The organism is Pseudomonas alcaligenes (assembly GCF_014490745.1).
Taxonomy (GTDB): Bacteria; Pseudomonadota; Gammaproteobacteria; order Pseudomonadales; family Pseudomonadaceae; genus Aquipseudomonas; species Aquipseudomonas alcaligenes_C.
Map to the genome: position 1 here is coordinate 2,680,487 of NZ_LZEU01000001.1, position 16,538 is coordinate 2,697,024.

Genomic DNA, 16,538 nt, shown 5'->3' on the forward strand with positions numbered 1-16,538 from the left:
CACACTGGCTTACACTTACTCAAGGGTTTTCCCGAGGGTTGACCATGACCGAGCTGGCTCGCCTCAAGTTCTACGCCACCCAGCCACACCCCTGCAGCTATCTGCCCGAGGAACAGGCCACCACGCTGTTCCTCGACCCCAGCCAGCCCATGGATGTGCAGGTCTACGCCGAGCTGTCGGAAATGGGCTTTCGGCGCAGCGGCGATCATCTCTATCGCCCGCACTGCCAGCGCTGCACCGCCTGCGTGCCGGCGCGCATCCCCGCCGATCAGTTCATCCCCAGTCGCCAGCAGAAGCGCATCCTTAAACGCAACGCGCAGATCCAGGTGAAGGCCGTACGCCCTGCCTTCAACGAGGAGTACTACGACCTGTACGTGCGCTACATCGAGCAGCGCCACGCCGATGGCGACATGTACCCGCCGAGCCGCGATCAGTTCAGCACCTTCCTGGTTCGCGACCTGCCCTTTGCCCGCTTCTACGAGTTCCGCCTGGATGGCCGCCTGCTGGCCGTGGCGGTTACCGACCTGCTGCCCAACGGTTTGTCGGCGGTCTATACCTTTTATGACCCCAGCGAAGAACGCCGCAGCCTGGGTCGTTTCGCCATCCTCTGGCAAATCGGCGAAGCCGCCCGCCTGGGCCTGCAAGCCGTCTATCTCGGCTACTGGATCAAGAACTGCCGCAAGATGAGCTACAAGACCCAGTACCGCCCCATCGAGCTGTTCGTCAACCAACGCTGGGTCGCCCTCACCTGAACCCTTGGCGGGAACTGGCGTTTTCGGGCACAATGCACGCCGCTTTTGCCTGGGGCCAGTTGCGCCGGGCCATTCATTGGATACCGAGGGCTTTACTGCATGTCGAAAGAAGACAGCTTCGAAATGGAAGGCACTGTCGTCGACACCCTGCCCAACACCATGTTCCGCGTGGAGTTGGAAAACGGGCACGTCGTTACCGCGCATATCTCCGGAAAGATGCGCAAGAACTACATCCGCATTCTGACTGGCGACAAGGTTCGCGTCGAACTGACGCCCTATGACCTGAGCAAAGGCCGCATCACCTACCGCGCCCGCTAAGCCCAGTCAAAACAAAAACGCCCGGCATCGCCGGGCGTTTTTGCTTGCCTGCCTGTTACTCAGGCCGGCTCTGCCGTGGTTTCGAACTCGAAGCGCAGCTCGCCGCCGACCAGGTCGACATGCACCACGCCACCATGCTCGGCCAACTCGCCGAACAGGATCTCCTCGGCCAGCGGCCGCTTGATCTTGTCCTGGATCAGTCGCGCCATCGGCCGTGCGCCCATCGCCACGTCGTAGCCCTTCTCGGCCAACCAACCGCGCGCGGTATCGCTTACCTCCAGCTGCACGTGCTTGTCCTCCAGCTGCGCCTGCAGCTCGATGAGGAACTTGTCGACGATGCTCTTGATCACTTCGTGGCTCAGGCGGCCGAACTGGATGATGGTATCCAGGCGGTTGCGGAACTCCGGCGTAAAGCTCTTCTTGATCACTTCCATGGCATCGGACGAGTGATCCTGATGGGTAAAGCCGATCGACGCCCGCGCCGCGGTTTCCGCCCCGGCATTGGTGGTCATGATCAGGATCACGTTGCGGAAGTCCGCCTTGCGCCCGTTATTGTCGGTCAGGGTGCCGTGATCCATGACCTGCAGCAGCAGGTTGAAGACCTCCGGATGCGCCTTCTCGATCTCATCGAGTAGCAGCACACAGTGCGGCTGCTTGGTGATGGCCTCGGTCAGCAGGCCACCCTGGTCGAAACCGACATAGCCGGGCGGCGCACCGATCAGGCGCGACACGGTATGCCGCTCCATGTACTCGGACATGTCGAAGCGCACCAGCTCGATCCCCATGGCCTTGGCCAGCTGACGAGCGGCCTCGGTCTTGCCCACCCCGGTCGGGCCGGCGAACAGGAAGGAACCCACCGGCTTGTCCGGCGCCTTGAGCCCGGCACGCGACAGCTTGATGGCGGTGGACAGCGAATCGATTGCCGCATCCTGACCGAACACAGTCAGCTTGAGATCGCGCTCCAGGTTGCGTAGCAGCTCCTTGTCGGAACTGGTGACGTGTTTCGGGGGAATCCGCGCGATCTTGGCGACAATGTCCTCGACCTGTGCCACCTCAATGCGCTTGGCTCGGCGCTCTTCCGGCTGCAGACGCTGGTAGGCGCCCGCCTCGTCGATCACGTCGATGGCCTTGTCCGGCATATGCCGGTCATTGATGTAGCGCGCAGCCAGCTCGGCCGCGGCACGCAGCGCCTCGTCGCTGTACTCGATATGGTGATGCTGCTCGAAGCGCGCCTTGAGCCCGCGCAGAATGCCGACGGTGTCCTCCACCGACGGCTCGCTGACGTCGACCTTCTGGAAGCGCCGTGCCAGAGCCCGATCCTTCTCGAAGATGCCGCGGAACTCCTGGAAGGTGGTGGAACCGATGCAACGGATCTCACCCGACGACAACAGCGGCTTGAGCAGGTTGGAGGCATCCATCACCCCGCCCGAGGCCGCTCCCGCACCGATGATGGTGTGGATCTCGTCGATGAACAGAATCGCGTGCGGGCGCTTGCGCAGCTCGTTGAGCAGCGCCTTGAAGCGCTTCTCGAAGTCACCACGGTATTTGGTACCCGCCAGCAGCGCACCAAGATCCAGCGAATAGACCACGCTGTCGGACAGCAGATCGGGCACCTGACCATCAACGATGCGCTTGGCCAGACCTTCGGCAATGGCGGTCTTGCCAACGCCAGCCTCGCCAACCAGCAGCGGATTGTTCTTGCGCCGCCGGGCAAGGATCTGCGCCACGCGCTCCACCTCGCTCTCGCGACCGACCAGCGGATCGATGCGACCCTGACGGGACAGCTCATTCAGGTTGCTGGCGTAGGCATCCAGCGGATTGCCGGTAGCAGCAGCCTCGCCCCCCTCGTCATCCTGCATTTCCTGCTCGTGCTCGGCATGATCCGCATGGCCCGGCACCTTGGAGATGCCATGGGCGATGTAATTGACCACGTCGATGCGCGCCACGCTCTGCTGCTTGAGCAGGAACACGGCCTGGCTTTCCTGCTCGCTGAAGATCGCCACCAGCACGTTGGCGCCGGTCACTTCGCGCTTGCCGGAGCTCTGCACGTGGAACACGGCACGCTGCAGCACACGCTGGAAACCCAGGGTCGGCTGGGTTTCACGGTCTTCGTCATGCTGCGGAATCAGCGGCGTGGTGGAATCAATGAACTCCTGCAGGTCATGCCGGAGCTTGTCCAGATTGGCGCCACAGGCGCGCAGAACGGTGGCTGCAGCCTCGTTATCCAGCAAGGCAAGGAGCAGGTGCTCGACCGTCATGAATTCATGGCGCTTGGCACGAGCCTCCTTGAAGGCAAGATTGAGGGTGACTTCCAGCTCTCGATTCAACATAGCTTCACCTCTTACCCAAGCGGCCGGTATCAACCGTCCTTCTCTATCTCACAGAGTAGCGGATGCTGGCTTTCCCTGGCGTACTGGTTGACCTGCATGGCCTTGGTTTCGGCGATATCGCGGGTGAACACCCCACAGATCGCCTTGCCCTCGGTATGCACGGTCAACATGATCTTGGTCGCCAGCTCGCGATTGTGGTTGAAGAACAGCTCCAACACCTCAACGACGAAGTCCATCGGCGTGTAGTCGTCGTTGAACAACAGCACCTTGTACATCGGTGGCGCCTGTAACGACGGCTTGGCCTCTTGAACGGCCAGGTCGGAGGCATCGTCCTCTCGCGTAGCGGGGCGATCCTGATTGAATGTTAGTCGAATCTGACTGCTTGCATGCATGCTGAAATGAGATGTGTCGTGACCGGGCGAACATTGATCCTAGACGGAGTTTGACAGGCTTCTCAGCCATCCGCCGGACTACCTTGACTAACGGCAAAACGGTGTTACAAACAGTGAATACCCGTCTCGGGTATCGGGGTTCCGCGCCCGCGCCCAGTCTGGTCGAAGTCACGCGCGGAGCTGAAGTGGATGATACTCCAGTGATGGAGTCCTTTGCAGAGGGATGTCAGCATGCTTAGCGGTAAGGTCAAGTGGTTCAACAACGCCAAGGGCTACGGGTTCATCGTTGCCGATGGCCGAGATGAGGACCTGTTCGCCCACTACTCGGCTATCCAGATGGACGGCTACAAGACTCTCAAGGCCGGCCAAGCGGTCAACTTCGATATTCTGCAAGGCCCAAAGGGTCTGCACGCCGTGAATATCAGCCCGATCCTGGCAACCAGTGAATCCCCGGCAGCCACCAGCGCGCCGCAAAGCACTCCGGTAGAAGCCTGATTCAGAGCCCAGAATGAAAAAGGCCGGTCACTGACCGGCCTTTTTCGTTACAGCAGGTTACTTACATGTGGGCGATGGTGGCGTCGCCGAACTCGGAGCAGGACAGCAGAGTGGCACCGTCCATCAGACGCTCGAAGTCATAGGTCACGGTCTTGGCGGAAATCGCGCCATTGGTGCCCTTGATGATCAGGTCTGCAGCCTCGAGCCAGCCCATGTGACGCAGCATCATCTCGGCCGAGAGGATGACCGAACCCGGGTTGACCTTGTCCTGACCGGCGTACTTCGGCGCAGTGCCGTGAGTCGCTTCGAACATGGCAACGGTGTCGGACAGGTTGGCACCCGGCGCGATACCGATACCACCCACTTCGGCCGCCAGGGCGTCGGACAGGTAGTCACCGTTCAGGTTCAGGGTGGCAATCACGTCGTACTCGGCCGGACGCAGCAGGATCTGTTGCAGCATGGCGTCAGCGATGGCGTCCTTGACCACGACCTTCTTGCCGGTTTTCGGGTTGGTGAACTGCATCCACGGGCCGCCGTCCAGCAGCTCGGCGCCGAACTCGTCACGCGCAACTTCATAGCCCCAATCTTTGAAGGCACCTTCGGTGAACTTCATGATGTTGCCTTTGTGCACGATGGTCAGCGACTCGCGGTCGTTGTCAACGATGTACTGCAGGGCCTTGCGCACCAGGCGCTTGGTGCCCTCTTTGGAGACCGGCTTGACGCCGATGCCGCAGTCCTGGTCGAAACGGATCTTGGTGACGCCCATTTCTTCCTTCAGGAACTTGATGACCTTGGTCGCTTCCGGCGAACCGGCCTTCCACTCGATACCGGCATAAATGTCTTCGGAGTTTTCGCGGAAAATGGTCATGTCGACATCACCCGGCTTCTTCACCGGGCTCGGCACGCCTTCGAACCAGCGCACCGGGCGCAGGCAGACGTACAGGTCGAGCTCCTGGCGCAGGGCCACGTTCAGCGAACGGATGCCACCACCGACCGGAGTGGTCAGCGGGCCTTTGATCGAAACGACGTAGTCACGTACGGCTTCCAAGGTTTCCTTCGGCAGCCAGGTGTCCTGGTCGTAGACCTGGGTGGCTTTCTCACCGGCGTAGACTTCCATCCACGAAATTTTGCGCTTGCCGCCGTAGGCTTTCTCAACAGCCGCATCCACGACTTTGATCATTACCGGACTGATATCGACACCAATGCCATCACCCTCGATGAAGGGGATGATCGGGTTGTTCGGCACGTTCAAGGTCATGTCGGCGTTGACGGTAATTTTGTCACCGTTCGCAGGCACCTGGATCTTCTGGTATCCCATGCTGGACTCCGTTGTTTTCGTGGTCTGACAGTCCGTCACGCGGATGGCGTGACGGAAGGAACTTTTGGTCTCGGAAAGGCGCTGCATTCTTGTAGTTTTTCTACAGAAAGTCACGCACTTTTCGACATTTCCTTACCGCAATGCGGCGGCGAGAGCAGCGCCAATGCTGCCTCGCAGAGCTTCCTGTAGTCAAACTACAGAGAGCACTACAAAACTCCACCGGAAGAACGACTTTATCCTAGCAGCTTGCCCCCGAAATGCGCTCGATCTGGTCGCAAGCGGTATCTGCCGCTAACATCCGCCGGCCAATTTGCGGAGGCTTGTATGCGCTTCACCCCCCACGTCACCGTCGCCACCGTGGTCGAAGATCAGGGGCGCTTCCTGCTGGTCGAGGAGCTGGCCGGCGGCCAGGCAGTATTTAACCAGCCTGCCGGCCACCTGGAAGCCGACGAAAGTCTGATCGACGCCGCCCTGCGCGAAACCCTCGAGGAAACCAGCTGGGAGGTCGAGCTGACCGCCGTGACCGGCATCTACCTCTATACCGCCCCCAGCAACGGCGTGACCTACCAGCGCGTGTGCTTTGCCGCCAAGCCGCTGCGCCACCTGCCGGACAGCCCGCTGGACGACGGCATCATCGGCCCGCGCTGGCTGACTCGCGCCGAACTGGCCAGCCAGCCCGAGCGCTGGCGCAGCGAACTGGTGCTGCGCTGCATCGACGACTACCTGGCCGGCGAGCGCTTCCCCCTGAGCCTGATCCGCAATCCGGCCTGATCCACGCTCCGCGCTGATTCGCCGCCAGCGCCCGGTGCCTGATAGAATTCGCGTTTTATTGCAGTCACCCCACTGATTCCTATGCCTGAAGCCCCAGTTGTTCCGCCCAAAGGACGCGTGATCGTCGGCATGTCCGGCGGCGTGGACTCCTCCGTTTCCGCCGTTCTGCTCCTCGAGCAGGGTTACCAGGTGGAAGGCCTGTTCATGAAGAACTGGGAAGAGGACGACGGCACCGAATACTGCACCGCCATGACCGACCTGGCCGATGCCCAGGCAGTCTGCGACCGCATCGGCATCAAACTGCACACCGCCAACTTCGCCGCGGAATACTGGGACAACGTGTTCGAGCACTTCCTCGCCGAGTACAAGGCCGGGCGCACGCCGAACCCGGACATCCTGTGCAACCGCGAGATCAAGTTCAAAGCCTTCCTCGACTACGCCCTGAGCCTGGGCGCCGACCTGATCGCCACCGGCCACTACGTGCGCCGCCGCGATGTCGACGGCCGCAGCGAACTGCTCAAGGGTCTCGACCCGAACAAGGATCAGAGCTACTTCCTGCACGCCGTCGGCGGCGAGCAGATCGGCCGCACCCTGTTCCCGGTCGGCGAACTGGAGAAGCCGCAGGTGCGCGCCATCGCCGAGAAGCACGGCCTGGCCACCGCCAAGAAGAAGGACTCGACTGGCATCTGCTTTATCGGCGAGCGCCGCTTCAGCGACTTCCTCAAGCAGTACCTGCCCGCCCAGCCCGGCAATATCGAAACCACCGAGGGCGAGGTGATCGGCCGCCACCACGGCCTGATGTATCACACCATCGGCCAGCGCCAGGGCCTGGGTATCGGCGGCCTCAAGGACGCCAGCGACGAACCCTGGTACGTACTGGCCAAGGACTTGAGCCGCAACGTGCTGCTGGTCGGCCAGGGCAACGAACACCCCTGGCTGTTCAGCCGCGCCCTGCTCGCCTCGGAAATCTACTGGGTCAACCCCGTCGACCTGAGCACCCCGCGCCAGCTCAGCGCCAAGGTGCGCTACCGTCAGGGCGATCAGGCCTGCACCCTGGAAAAAACCGCCAGCGGCTATCGCGCCGTGTTTGCCGAGCCGCAACGCGCCGTCACCCCCGGCCAGTCCGTGGTGTTCTACGACGGTGAAATCTGCCTCGGCGGCGGCGTGATCGAAAGCGCCGAACCCTGGTTCGATGGGGCTGGCCTGGCATGAGCAGCACCCGCGAACAACTGATTGCTCTGGCCGCGGTATTCCAGACCGCCAGCCTGGTCGACAAACTGGCCCGCACCGGCCAGGTCAGCGAAGCCGACACCGCCTGCCTGCTCGGCAGCCTGCTGGTACGCGACCCGCAGAGCACCCTGGAAGTCTACGGCGGTGACGACCTCAATCTGCGCGAAGGCTACAAGGCCCTGGCCAGCGCCCTCGAGCGCAACCCGGCGAGCCTGCAACGTGACCCGCTGCGCTACGCCCTGCTGCTGCTCGGCCTGGAGCGCCAGTTGGCCAAGCGCGACGACCTGCTGCAGGTGATCGGCAACCGCCTGGATCAGATCCAGCTGCAGGTCGGCCACTTCGGCCTGACCCACGACAACGTGGTGGCCGCCTGCGGCTCGCTGTACCAGGACACCATCAGCACCTTCCGCCAGCGCATCCAGGTGCAGGGCGACATGCGCTTCCTGCAGCAGGCCGCCGTCGCCTCCAAAGTGCGCGCCCTGCTTCTCACCGGCATCCGCTCGGCGCGCCTGTGGCGCCAGCTCGGCGGGCACCGCTGGCAGCTGGTGTTCAGCCGCGGCAAGTTGCTCAAAGAGCTCTACCCCCTGCTCCGCCCCTGAATCCCACAGCACACCATCACTGCACTGCCTCGAGCGCCTGTCGCCGAGGCGCGGCGGAGCCGGCGAATTCGTGTATGATGTGCGCCCTTTTCGTTGACCGATAGCCCGAGAACGCCTCCCATGCAGCTCTCCTCGCTCACCGCGGTTTCCCCTGTCGATGGCCGCTACGCCGGCAAAACCAGCGCCCTGCGCCCGATCTTCAGCGAATACGGTCTGATCCGTTTCCGCGTCATGGTCGAAGTGCGCTGGCTGCAGCGCCTGGCCGCCCACGAAGGCGTCGCCGAAGTCGCACCCTTCTCCGCCGCAGCCAACGCCCTGCTCAACGAGCTGGCCGAGAACTTCGCCGTCGAGCACGCCGAGCGTGTGAAAGAGATCGAGCGCACCACCAACCACGACGTCAAGGCCGTGGAGTACCTGCTCAAGGAGCAGGCCGCCAAGCTGCCGGAACTGGCTGCAGTCAGCGAATTCATCCACTTCGCCTGCACCAGCGAGGACATCAACAACCTGTCCCACGCCCTGATGCTGCGCGAAGGCCGCGACGGTGTGCTGCTGCCGCTGATGAAGCAGATCGCCGCCGCCACCCGCGAGCTGGCCGTCAAGTTCGCCGACGTGCCGATGCTGTCGCGCACCCACGGCCAGCCGGCTTCGCCGACCACCCTGGGCAAGGAACTGGCCAACGTGGTCTACCGCCTGGAGCGCCAGATCGCGCAAGTGGCCGCCGTGCCGCTGCTGGGCAAGATCAACGGCGCCGTGGGCAACTACAACGCCCACCTGTCGGCCTACCCGCAGATCGACTGGGAAGCCAACGCCAAGCAGTTCATCGAAGGCGACCTGGGGCTGCAGTTCAACCCCTACACCACCCAGATCGAGCCGCACGACTACATCGCCGAACTGTTCGACGCCATCGCCCGCTTCAACACCATCCTCATCGACTTCGACCGCGACGTCTGGGGCTACATCTCCCTCGGCTACTTTAAGCAGAAGACCGTGGCCGGCGAAATCGGCTCCTCGACCATGCCGCACAAGGTCAACCCGATCGACTTCGAGAACTCCGAAGGCAACCTAGGCATCGCCAACGCGCTGTTCCAGCACCTGGCCAGCAAGCTGCCGATCTCCCGCTGGCAGCGTGACCTGACCGACTCCACCGTGCTGCGCAACCTCGGTGTCGGCTTCGCCCACAGCGTCATCGCCTACGAAGCCAGCCTCAAGGGCATCGGCAAGCTGGAGCTGAACGAGCAACGTATCGCCGCCGACCTGGACGCCTGCTGGGAAGTCCTCGCCGAGCCGATCCAGACCGTGATGCGCCGCTACGCCATCGAGAACCCCTACGAGAAGCTCAAGGAGCTGACCCGCGGCAAAGGCATCAGCCCGGAAGCCCTGCTGACCTTCATCGACGGCTTGGACATGCCAGCCGCCGCCAAGGCAGAGCTCAAGCAGCTGACTCCGGCCAACTACATCGGCAATGCCGCCGCCCAGGCCAAGCGCGTCTAACCGGCGCCTTCCAATTGCACGCCCGGCTGTGCCGGGCGTTTTTATTTCAAAGGCTCGCACATGACTACTGACGCACCCCTGCAACTCCTTGGCGGCATTTCAGCCCGTGAATTTCTGCGCGACTACTGGCAGAAGAAGCCCCTGCTGATCCGCCAGGCCATCCCCGACTTCGAAAGCCCGATCAGCCCGGACGAGCTGGCCGGCCTGGCCCTGGAAGAAGAAGTCGAGTCGCGCCTGGTCATCGAGCACGGCGCCCACCCTTGGGAGCTGCGCCGCGGCCCGTTCGCCGAAGACAGCTTCAGCGACCTGCCGGAGCGCGACTGGACCCTGCTGGTGCAGGCCGTCGACCAGTTCGTGCCGGAAGTCGCCGAACTGCTCAAGGAATTCAACTTCCTGCCCAACTGGCGCATCGACGACGTGATGATCAGCTTCGCCGCGCCCGGCGGCGGCGTCGGCCCGCACTACGACAACTACGACGTGTTTCTGCTCCAGGCCCACGGCCAGCGCCGCTGGCGCATCGGCCAGATGTGCGACAGCGACAGCGCCCTGCTGAGCCATGCCGACCTGCGCATCCTCGCCGACTTCGAGCAGACCGAGGAATGGGTGCTGGAGCCCGGCGACATGCTCTACCTGCCGCCGCGCCTGGCCCACTTCGGCACCGCCGAGGATGACTGCATGACCTACTCGGTGGGCTTCCGCGCGCCCAGCGCCGCCGAAGTGCTGACCCACTTCACCGACTTCCTCGCCCAGTTCCTGCCGGACGAGGAGCGCTACAGCGACGCCGGCATGCAGCCCAGCGACGACCCGCACCAGATCCAGCGCGACGCCCTCGACCGCCTCAAGGCCCTGCTGGCCGAGCACATGGGCGACGAGCGCCTGCTGCTAACCTGGTTCGGCCAGTTCATGACCGAGCCGCGCTACCCGGAACTGGTTGCCGGCAGCGACATCAGCGAGGAAGAGTTCCAGAGCGCCCTCGACGACGGCGCCGTACTGGTACGCAACCCCAGCTCGCGCCTGGCCTGGAGCGAGATCGACCTCGGCCTGGTGCTGTTCGCCAGCGGCCAGAGCCGCCTGCTGCCAGGTCATCTGAAGGAACTGTTGAAGCTGGTCTGCGCTGCCGAGGCACTGCACGCGGAAAACCTCGGCCAATGGCTGGCCGACGAAGAGGGGCGTAAGCTGCTCTGTGAACTGGTCAAGCAAGGAAGTCTGGAGTTTGCTGATGAGTGAGATTCACGTCCGCCTGGCCCACTGGCAGAAGGACAATGCCGACCTGCGACGCATCCGCGAAGCGGTGTTCATCGCCGAACAGGCGGTGCCCGCCGAACTCGAATGGGATGACGAGGATATCGAGGCCGTGCACTTCCTCGCCTGCGAAGGCGACTACCCGATCGGCACCGCGCGCCTGCTGGCCGACGGCCAGATCGGCCGCGTCTCGGTGCTCAAGGACTGGCGCGGCCTCAAGGTTGGCGATGCACTGATGCACGCCGCCATCGCCGCCGCCGAGCAGCGCGGGCAGAAGGTGCAGAAGCTCAGCGCCCAGGTGCATGCCAGCGCCTTCTACGAGCGCCTGGGCTTCCACATCGAGGGCGGCGAATACCTGGAAGCAGGCATCCCCCACGTACTGATGGTTCGCCACAGCAGCTAGAGAGCAGCATGAACGACGAAAGCGCCCCGCTGGACGAAAACGAAACCGAATTACCGGCCATCGATTTCCATTCACCGGGGCGCTTTGCCGTGCACAATCCTGCCCTGCCGCCGAACGAATTCGCGCCGCGTGAGCCCGCCCCCTTCCAGCTGGCCAGCCACTCGCCACTCGAGCGCTTCGAGCTGCCCGAACAGGCCCAGGCCCACGCCTTGGCACTGCTGCAGCAGGCCCGGCACAGCCTGTGCCTGTACAGCACCGATCTGGAACCCTGGCTGTACAACCACAGCAGCGCGCAGGAGGCCTGCACCCGCCTGCTCCTGGCCAACCCGCGCAACCGCCTGCGCATCCTCCTGCGCGATGTCAGCCGCCCGGTCAAGCAGGGCCATCGCCTGCTCAACCTGGCACGCCGCCTGACCAGCAACCTGCAGATCCGCCGCATCAATCCGGATCTGCCCAGCGAGGAAGTCGCCTACCTGCTGGCCGACGGCCACGGCCTGCTGCTGCGCCCGCAACCCGATCAGCATGCCGGCTACGCTCTGTACAACGACCCCGGCCGCGTCCGCCTGCGCCAGGCGCAGTTCGACCAGGCCTGGGACAACAGCCTTCTCGACCCCGATCTGCGGAGCTTCCTGCTATGACCCTGCGCACCTGCCTGGCCACCCTGCTGCTGGCCCTGAGCCTGCCCTTGCAGGCTGCCACCGAGCTGATTCCCCTGGGTTATCGCACTGCCGACGAAGTGCTGCCCGTGGTGCAATCCGTCCTCGACGGCCAGGGCAAGGCCAGCGCCTACGGCAACCAGTTGGTGATCAATGCCGAGCCGGAGAAGATCGAGGAAATCCGCGGCCTGCTGAAGCAGCTGGATACCGTCCCGCGGCGCCTGCTGATCAGCGTCGATACCAGCGAAAACGGCTATCAGGACAGCAATGGCTACTCGGTCAACGGCAGCGCCAGCGCGGGCGATGTCGAGGTGATTGCCGGACGCGGTGAAATCCAGGGTCGCGACCAGGTGCGCATCATCCGCCGCTCCACCGACAGCCGCAGCGGTGGCACCCAGCAGATCCAGGCTACCGAAGGCTATCCGGCGCTGATCCAGGTCGGCCAGAGCGTGCCGCTGACCAACACCGGCGTCGGCCCCTACGGCCTGCCCTACCAGGAAACCCAGTACCGCAACGTCACCCAGGGCTTCTACGTCACCGCCAGCCTTACCGGCGACATCGTCCACGTCAGCATCAGCAGCAACAATGACCGGGTCAACCAGTCGCGCCCCGAAGTGATCGACGTGCAAAGCACCGACACCCGCGTCAGCGGCCGCCTCGGTGAATGGATCCCGCTCGGCGGGGTCAGCGAACAGAGCCAGGGCGATGACCGCGACTTCCTGCGTCGCCGCACCACCCAAGGGCGCAACGACATGCACATGCGCATCAAGGTCGAAGCCCTGGACTGAGCTGCACGCCTCTTGTCGGATTATGTAGTGGCATGCGCACACCACTACAAAATCGTTGACGAACCCTCCTTCGAGGCGCATCATGGCGCCGCTCCCGCTAGCCAGGGACTCTGCTGAAGGGTCTCCAGATCGGCTCCGTACCACCATTCGGAACGATCCGTGTTTTAACAGCCCACAAGGCGTTTCGACGAGGTTGCGACTGGAACGAAAGTTGTCCTGAGGGACGGGGAAGCCTAAGCGTTATCAGCAAGACCGCCAGACCAGAGACTGCATCGCCCAACGGCATCCACGAGCCGGCAAGCCGCACTTCTGCTCTCCGGATTGCTTGTTTCGTCCTCTCCTCCCCTCTGCTCCACTCTCGTCCCGTCACTATTTCGACGTTCTGCCATGTGTCGCCCGCAACACTGCAAGCTTTTTGCACGTTGGTTTTGGGTGGGAAGTCGGTGCTCAACCAAACTCATACTTTGAAGGATTGACCATGTCAGCTTATCAAAACGACATCAAAGCCGTTGCCGCTCTGAAAGAAGCCGCAGGCAGCAGCTGGAGCGCGATCAACCCCGAGTCCGTCGCTCGCATGCGCGCTCAGAACCGCTTCAAGACCGGTCTGGAAATCGCCCAGTACACCGCTGACATCATGCGCAAAGACATGGCCGAGTACGACGCCGACTCGTCCGTCTACACCCAATCCCTGGGCTGCTGGCACGGCTTCATCGGTCAGCAGAAGCTGATCTCGATCAAGAAGCACCTGAAGACCACCAACAAGCGCTACCTGTACCTGTCCGGCTGGATGGTTGCTGCTCTGCGCTCCGACTTCGGCCCGCTGCCGGACCAGTCGATGCACGAAAAAACCGCCGTTTCCGGCCTGATCGAAGAGCTGTACACCTTCCTGCGCCAGGCCGACAGCCGCGAACTGGATCTGCTGTTCACCGCCATTGACGCCGCTCGCGCCGCCGGCGACAAGGCCAAAGAAGCCGAACTGCAGGCTCAGGTCGACAACTACGAAACTCACATCGTACCGATCATCGCCGACATCGACGCTGGCTTCGGTAACCCGGAAGCCACCTACCTGCTGGCCAAGCGCATGATCGAAGCAGGCGCTTGCTGCATCCAGATCGAAAACCAGGTTTCCGACGAGAAGCAGTGCGGCCACCAAGACGGTAAAGTGACCGTTCCGCACGCTGACTTCCTGGCCAAGATCAACGCCGTTCGCTACGCATTCCTCGAGCTGGGCATCGACAACGGCGTGATCGTTGCTCGCACCGACTCCCTGGGTGCCGGCCTGACCAAGCAAATCGCCGTTACCGCCAAAGAAGGCGATCTGGGCGACCTGTACAACTCCTTCCTGGACTGCGAAGAAGTTGCTGCCTCCGACCTGGGCAACGGCGACGTCGTGATCAACCGCGGCGGCAAACTGCTGCGTCCGAAGCGCCTGCCGTCCAACCTGTTCCAGTTCCGCGCTGGCACCGGCGAAGACCGCTGCGTACTGGACTGCATCACCAGCCTGCAGAACGGCGCCGACATGCTGTGGATCGAAACCGAGAAGCCGCACGTTGGCCAGATCAAGGGCATGGTTGACCGCATCCGCGAAGTCATCCCGAACGCCAAGCTGGTTTACAACAACAGCCCGTCCTTCAACTGGACCCTGAACTTCCGTCAGCAAGTGTTCGACGCTTTCGTAGCCGAAGGCAAAGACGTTTCCGCCTACGACCGCGCCAAGCTGATGAGCGTCGAGTACGACGAAACCGAACTGGCTCAGGTTGCCGACGAGAAGATCCGTACCTTCCAGCGCGACGGTTCGGCTCAGGCTGGCATCTTCCACCACCTGATCACCCTGCCGACCTACCACACCGCCGCTCTGTCGACCGACAACCTGGCCAAAGGCTACTTCGCCGACCAGGGCATGCTGGCCTACGTGAAAGGCGTTCAGCGTCAGGAACTGCGTCAGGGTATCGCCTGCGTCAAGCACCAGAACATGGCTGGCTCCGACATCGGCGACAACCACAAAGAGTACTTCGCTGGCGAAGCTGCTCTGAAGGCAAGCGGTAAAGACAACACCATGAACCAGTTCCACTAATAGGAACCGGTTCGCTCAGCCAGGGCCCAGCCCGAGCCGAGCGTGTTGCCAGACGAACCCCAGCAGCGATGCTGGGGTTTTTCTTTTCCATCCCTGCCCCGCCTCACAGCGCCAAATGCGCAACACAGAGCGCATCCCAGAGCATCCGCACGCGATTGCCCGGAAATCTGCCTGCGCAGCGCTACACTCCTTGCAAACGGCGTGTTCCATCAGCGCACCAATACCTGACTCGCTGTAAACAATTAAAGACAGGCGTCTTTCGAAAAGGCGTCATGACGCAGCAAAATCACGGCAATTGCACCATGCGACCAAAGCATTAAACGCTCTACAGCCCTCACCTGACGCTGGCTAGAGGTGTATTGATGAGTAGTTTCGACGCGCGCCGCGTTCATTTTTTTATTCATAAAAATTTACTTAGCGTGCTATGCGGGCATAAAATTGCCGCCACTACTCTGCGGAGCAGCTTTCCCGAGCTGCTGCGATTATTAAAAGAAGCCGTCCCCTTTCCCAAGGAGTATCGGCATGCCTGATGCGGTAACGACCATGTCCCATAACTGGGCTTTTGCTGTATTCCTGCTCGGAGTCCTCGGACTCATCGCTTTCATGCTCGGCCTGTCCAGCCTGCTCGGTAGCAAGGCATGGGGGCGCAGCAAGAACGAACCCTTCGAATCCGGCATGCTGCCAGTCGGCAGTGCCCGCCTGCGCCTCTCGGCAAAGTTCTATCTGGTCGCGATGCTCTTCGTGATCTTCGACGTTGAAGCCCTCTTTCTCTTCGCTTGGTCAGTCTCGGTTCGCGAAAGCGGCTGGGCAGGTCTGATCGAAGCTACAGTTTTCATAGCAATTCTGTTGGCTGGTCTTGTCTATCTTTGGCGTATCGGTGCGCTCGACTGGGCTCCCGAAGGTCGTCGTAATCGGCAGGCGAAGCTAAAACAATGAGGCTTTGGCGATGCAATACAAACTTACTCGGATCGATCCGGATGCGCCTAACGAGCAGTATCCGATCGGCGAGCGGGAGACTGTCTCCGACCCGCTGCTAGAAGATCAGGTACACAAGAACATCTTCATGGGCAAACTCGAAGATGTTCTCAACGGTGCGGTGAACTGGGGTCGCAAGAACTCCCTGTGGCCGTACAACTTCGGCCTGTCCTGCTGCTACGTGGAAATGACCACCGCCTTCACCGCACCGCACGATATCGCGCGCTTCGGTGCGGAAGTCATTCGTGCGTCTCCGCGTCAGGCCGACTTCATGGTCATCGCCGGCACCTGCTTCATCAAGATGGCGCCGATCATCCAGCGCCTCTATGAACAGATGCTGGAGCCCAAGTGGGTGATCTCCATGGGTTCGTGCGCCAACTCCGGCGGCATGTACGACATCTATTCTGTAGTCCAGGGGGTCGACAAGTTCCTCCCGGTCGACGTGTACATCCCGGGTTGCCCGCCCCGTCCGGAGGCATTCCTGCAAGGCCTGATGCTGCTGCAGGAATCCATCGGCCAGGAGCGCCGCCCGTTGTCCTGGGTCGTCGGCGATCAAGGCATCTACCGTGCCGACATGCCGTCGCAGAAAGAACAGCGCCGCGAGCAGCGTATCGCTGTAACCAACCTGCGTAGCCCCGACGAAGTGTGAGCCGGCTCGCCGAGCCTGCTCACTGACGCCGTACACCGCCGATAGCGACCGAGAC

Annotated in this window: 18 protein-coding genes; 15 read left to right on the plus strand and 3 right to left on the minus strand. The window is 62.4% G+C overall.

Annotated features, from left to right (window positions below; genetic code table 11):
* The first annotated feature begins 44 nt into the window (after positions 1 to 44).
* Together A9179_RS12205 and infA are read left to right on the plus strand one after the other, a co-directional pair.
* Positions 45 to 752: an arginyltransferase gene (locus A9179_RS12205; protein WP_187806068.1), complete on the plus strand. Its 708-nt coding sequence runs from the start codon at positions 45 to 47 to the stop codon at positions 750 to 752.
* Positions 753 to 851: 99 nt separating this feature from the next.
* Positions 852 to 1,070 carry a translation initiation factor IF-1 gene (gene infA / locus A9179_RS12210; protein WP_002553999.1) on the plus strand — a complete coding sequence of 73 codons (219 nt, stop codon included), beginning with the start codon at positions 852 to 854 and terminating at the stop codon, positions 1,068 to 1,070.
* Between the two features lie 59 nt (positions 1,071 to 1,129).
* On the opposite strand, the gene clpA is transcribed toward infA, so the two are convergent.
* Both clpA and clpS read right to left on the minus strand, forming a co-directional pair.
* Positions 1,130 to 3,400: an ATP-dependent Clp protease ATP-binding subunit ClpA gene (clpA, locus tag A9179_RS12215; protein ID WP_187806070.1), complete on the minus strand. Its 2,271-nt coding sequence runs from the start codon at positions 3,398 to 3,400 to the stop codon at positions 1,130 to 1,132.
* 29 nt (positions 3,401 to 3,429) lie between these two features.
* A complete protein-coding gene (gene clpS, locus A9179_RS12220; RefSeq protein WP_187806071.1) occupies positions 3,430 to 3,792 on the minus strand; it encodes an ATP-dependent Clp protease adapter ClpS in 363 nt (120 codons plus the stop codon).
* Between the two features lie 231 nt (positions 3,793 to 4,023).
* On the opposite strand from clpS, the gene cspD reads away from it, so the two are divergent.
* Positions 4,024 to 4,287, plus strand: coding sequence for a cold shock domain-containing protein CspD (gene cspD / locus A9179_RS12225; RefSeq protein WP_187806073.1), 264 nt, complete (start codon positions 4,024 to 4,026; stop codon positions 4,285 to 4,287).
* Between the two features lie 61 nt (positions 4,288 to 4,348).
* Here the strand turns inward: cspD and icd are convergent, their stop codons facing one another.
* On the minus strand, positions 4,349 to 5,605 hold the full coding sequence (gene icd, locus A9179_RS12230; RefSeq protein ID WP_187806075.1) for an NADP-dependent isocitrate dehydrogenase: 1,257 nt from the start codon (positions 5,603 to 5,605) through the stop codon (positions 4,349 to 4,351).
* 324 nt (positions 5,606 to 5,929) lie between these two features.
* Here icd and A9179_RS12235 point away from each other — a divergent pair, with 324 nt between their 5' ends.
* The 12 genes from A9179_RS12235 (at position 5,930) to A9179_RS12290 (ending at position 16,483) form a co-directional block, all read left to right on the plus strand.
* Positions 5,930 to 6,376, plus strand: coding sequence for an NUDIX hydrolase (locus tag A9179_RS12235; protein ID WP_187806077.1), 447 nt, complete (start codon positions 5,930 to 5,932; stop codon positions 6,374 to 6,376).
* A gap of 81 nt (positions 6,377 to 6,457) precedes the next feature.
* Positions 6,458 to 7,588: a tRNA 2-thiouridine(34) synthase MnmA gene (mnmA, locus tag A9179_RS12240; RefSeq protein ID WP_187806079.1), complete on the plus strand. Its 1,131-nt coding sequence runs from the start codon at positions 6,458 to 6,460 to the stop codon at positions 7,586 to 7,588.
* Positions 7,585 to 8,205, plus strand: coding sequence for a high frequency lysogenization protein HflD (gene hflD / locus A9179_RS12245; RefSeq protein ID WP_187806085.1), 621 nt, complete (start codon positions 7,585 to 7,587; stop codon positions 8,203 to 8,205). Before mnmA ends, hflD begins: the two co-directional genes overlap by 4 nt.
* 120 nt (positions 8,206 to 8,325) lie before the next feature.
* Positions 8,326 to 9,696, plus strand: a complete 1,371-nt coding sequence (purB, locus tag A9179_RS12250) for an adenylosuccinate lyase (protein WP_187806092.1) — start codon at positions 8,326 to 8,328, stop codon at positions 9,694 to 9,696.
* A 60-nt stretch (positions 9,697 to 9,756) separates the two neighbouring features.
* Positions 9,757 to 10,923 carry a ribosomal protein uL16 3-hydroxylase gene (locus A9179_RS12255; protein WP_187806094.1) on the plus strand — a complete coding sequence of 389 codons (1,167 nt, stop codon included), beginning with the start codon at positions 9,757 to 9,759 and terminating at the stop codon, positions 10,921 to 10,923.
* A complete protein-coding gene (locus A9179_RS12260; protein ID WP_187806099.1) occupies positions 10,916 to 11,341 on the plus strand; it encodes a GNAT family N-acetyltransferase in 426 nt (141 codons plus the stop codon). The genes A9179_RS12255 and A9179_RS12260 overlap by 8 nt, the downstream gene beginning before the upstream one ends.
* Before the next feature lie 8 nt (positions 11,342 to 11,349).
* Positions 11,350 to 11,979 (plus strand): DUF7931 domain-containing protein, encoded by a 630-nt coding sequence (locus tag A9179_RS12265; protein ID WP_187806101.1) that lies wholly within the window; start codon positions 11,350 to 11,352, stop codon positions 11,977 to 11,979.
* Positions 11,976 to 12,785 carry a secretin N-terminal domain-containing protein gene (locus A9179_RS12270; protein ID WP_187806102.1) on the plus strand — a complete coding sequence of 270 codons (810 nt, stop codon included), beginning with the start codon at positions 11,976 to 11,978 and terminating at the stop codon, positions 12,783 to 12,785. The genes A9179_RS12265 and A9179_RS12270 overlap by 4 nt, the downstream gene beginning before the upstream one ends.
* Before the next feature lie 478 nt (positions 12,786 to 13,263).
* The gene (locus tag A9179_RS12275; protein ID WP_187806104.1) at positions 13,264 to 14,859 is read left to right on the plus strand and encodes an isocitrate lyase; all 1,596 of its coding nucleotides are present in this window, start codon (positions 13,264 to 13,266) and stop codon (positions 14,857 to 14,859) included.
* 362 nt (positions 14,860 to 15,221) lie between these two features.
* Complete coding sequence (locus A9179_RS12280) at positions 15,222 to 15,389, plus strand: hypothetical protein (protein ID WP_187806106.1); 168 nt, start codon at positions 15,222 to 15,224, stop codon at positions 15,387 to 15,389.
* Complete coding sequence (locus A9179_RS12285) at positions 15,382 to 15,795, plus strand: NADH-quinone oxidoreductase subunit A (protein WP_187806107.1); 414 nt, start codon at positions 15,382 to 15,384, stop codon at positions 15,793 to 15,795. The genes A9179_RS12280 and A9179_RS12285 overlap by 8 nt, the downstream gene beginning before the upstream one ends.
* 10 nt (positions 15,796 to 15,805) lie before the next feature.
* Positions 15,806 to 16,483: a NuoB/complex I 20 kDa subunit family protein gene (locus A9179_RS12290; RefSeq protein WP_187806109.1), complete on the plus strand. Its 678-nt coding sequence runs from the start codon at positions 15,806 to 15,808 to the stop codon at positions 16,481 to 16,483.
* Positions 16,484 to 16,538 lie beyond the last annotated feature (55 nt).